This window comes from Sulfitobacter sp. UBA4523 (assembly GCF_002388305.1).
Taxonomy (GTDB): Bacteria; Pseudomonadota; Alphaproteobacteria; order Rhodobacterales; family Rhodobacteraceae; genus Sulfitobacter; species Sulfitobacter pontiacus.
This window is the reverse complement of record NZ_DGMH01000015.1, coordinates 12,406-14,665: the sequence shown is the minus strand read 5'-3', so window position 1 is coordinate 14,665 and position 2,260 is coordinate 12,406. Positions and strand designations below refer to the sequence as shown.

4 protein-coding genes are annotated in these 2,260 nt (G+C 59.6%); all 4 read left to right on the top strand.

Annotated elements, in window-relative coordinates:
- Positions 1-924 (top strand): proton-conducting transporter membrane subunit (locus B3849_RS02790; protein ID WP_286779788.1); only part of this gene is annotated, 924 nt, incomplete at its 5' end.
- Between the two features lies 1 nt (position 925).
- A complete protein-coding gene (locus B3849_RS02785) occupies positions 926-1,417 on the top strand; it encodes a Na+/H+ antiporter subunit E (protein WP_278426231.1) in 492 nt (163 codons plus the stop codon).
- Complete coding sequence (locus B3849_RS02780) at positions 1,414-1,683, top strand: K+/H+ antiporter subunit F (protein ID WP_005853262.1); 270 nt, start codon at positions 1,414-1,416, stop codon at positions 1,681-1,683. The genes B3849_RS02785 and B3849_RS02780 overlap by 4 nt, the downstream gene beginning before the upstream one ends.
- A complete protein-coding gene (locus B3849_RS02775; RefSeq protein ID WP_064215750.1) occupies positions 1,676-2,035 on the top strand; it encodes a Na+/H+ antiporter subunit G in 360 nt (119 codons plus the stop codon). Before B3849_RS02780 ends, B3849_RS02775 begins: the two co-directional genes overlap by 8 nt.
- The last annotated feature ends 225 nt before the right edge of the window (positions 2,036-2,260 follow it).

The window sequence follows — 2,260 nt, the reverse complement described above, 5'->3', positions numbered from 1 at the left end:
GTGGCGGCGCTGTTCGCGATCATGACCAAGGTCGGGGCCTATTGTATCATCCGGTTCTACACGCTGGTTTTCCCCCCCGATCTTGAGATCACGCAGGGGCTGTTTGATGTCTGGCTGATGCCCGCCGCGCTGCTGACCGTCGCCCTTGGTATGGCGGGCGTGTTGGGGGCCAAAAGGGCCGACCGCATGGTCGCGTTCTCGGTGATCGGGTCGATGGGCATGCTGCTGGCTGCCGTGTCGGTCTTTACCCCCGCCGGTATTTCCGCCGCCCTTTATTATGCGATCCATTCCACTTTTGCCGCCGCAGCGCTGTTCTTGCTGATCGACGTGATCCGCAGCCGTCGCGGCGCGGCCGAGGTGTCGTTTGTCGATGCGCCGCCGCTGGCAGGTGGGGCGCTTGTCGCGGGCATGTTCTTTGTCGCGGCGATTGCCATGACCGGTCTGCCGCCGCTCTCGGGCTTTCTGGGCAAACTGCTGATCCTTGACGCGGCACGCAGCGCTGATCTGATGTGGTGGGTCTGGGGTGTGATCCTTGTTGGGTCGCTGATCGCGGTTGTCGGTTTTTCCCGCGCGGGGAGCCAGATTTTCTGGAAAGCGCACCAGTCCGCCCCAGAACCTGCCGAGGGTGATGAGGCACCGGTTGTTGCCGAGGGGCAGGGCGTCTTGCCGATGGTGGCCATTGGCGGGTTGCTCGCCCTGCTTGTCGCACTGACCGTTGCGGCGGGGCCCATGACCCGCGTGCTGAATGCGACCGCTGCCCAACTGTTTAACCCCGAACGCTATCTTGCGGTGGTCCTGACCACGCCGGGTAAAGAGATCACGGACCATCACGCAGAGGATGACCACGGCGATGCCGAAGGATCAGCCGATGCGACAGAGGACCACGGCGCAGAGGATGCCGCCGCACCAGAAAAGGATCACTGATATGTTGTCCCGACTGCTTCCGCACCCGATGCTGACAGCGATCCTCGCGATTGCCTGGTGTCTGCTGGTCAATGAAATCAAGCTTGGCACCGTGGTCTTTGGTGTCATTCTGGGACTGCTGATCCCGATTGCCACCGCGGCCTATTGGCCTGACCGCCCGCCGGTCGCGAAACCGGTCAAGCTTCTGGGCTATCTGATCATGGTCATGTGGGATATTCTGGTCGCCAACGTCGTGGTCGCGATGATCGTCCTGTTCAAGTCCAACAAGAACATGCGCCCCGCCTGGGTCGTGATCCCGCTAGAACTGCGCACCCCCGAGGCGATCACCATGCTGGCGGGGACAATCACCCTGACGCCCGGTACGGTGTCGGCGGATGTGTCTGAAGACGGGAAAGCCTTGTTGGTCCATGCGCTGGATGCTGAAAACCCTGACGAGGTGCGTGACGATATCAAACAGCGCTACGAGCGTCGCCTGAAGGAGATTTTCGAATGATTCTGATTGCATTGAATATCGCCTTTGTTGCTGTCGCGGTCTCGCAGCTTCTGGCGATGCTGCGGTTGTTGAAAGGCCCCAATACCGGCGACCGTATCCTGTCGCTGGATACGATGGTCGTGAACGCGATTGCCCTGATCATCCTGCTGGGGATGCGTTTGGGCACCGACATCTATTTTGAAAGTGCGATGATCTTTGCCATGCTTGGCTTTGTGTCGACCGTGGCCATCGCGCGCTTTGTGCTGCGAGGTGATATCATTGAGTGATCTACCCCTAATCCCCGAAATCATCATCTCGGCCCTGCTGATCGTGGGCGGGTTCTTTACCCTTGTCGGTTCCATCGGTCTGATCAAGCTGGACAACTGCATGTCCCGTCTGCACGCGCCGACCAAAGCATCGACACTGGGTGTGGGGTCGCTGCTGATGGCGGCGATGATCTATTCCTTCGCCTCCGGCACAGGGTCCCTGCACGAGATTCTGGTAATGGCGTTCTTGTTCGTCACAGCCCCCATTACCGGCAATTTCATCGCCAAGGTGAATTTGCACCGGCTGCATCAGACCAAGGATATGCCGCCAGCGCCCAGTGATCACGTCTGGGGCACATACTCCGACAAATGAGCCAAGCCCGCGCCCCAAAGCGCGGGTTTTTTCTTGGCCGCAAGGTAGGTCGGACAGGGCGTCTGACGGCGGATCAAAGAAAATTTCAATTTTCCTGCCGATCCATGCAAAACCCCGCTTGACGCCATCGCGAGCAAACCCTATCACCACCAAACGCTTCGACGGCAACGACGAAGTACGCAGTGGGCGGTTGTAGCTCAGTTGGTTAGAGTACCGGCCTGTCAC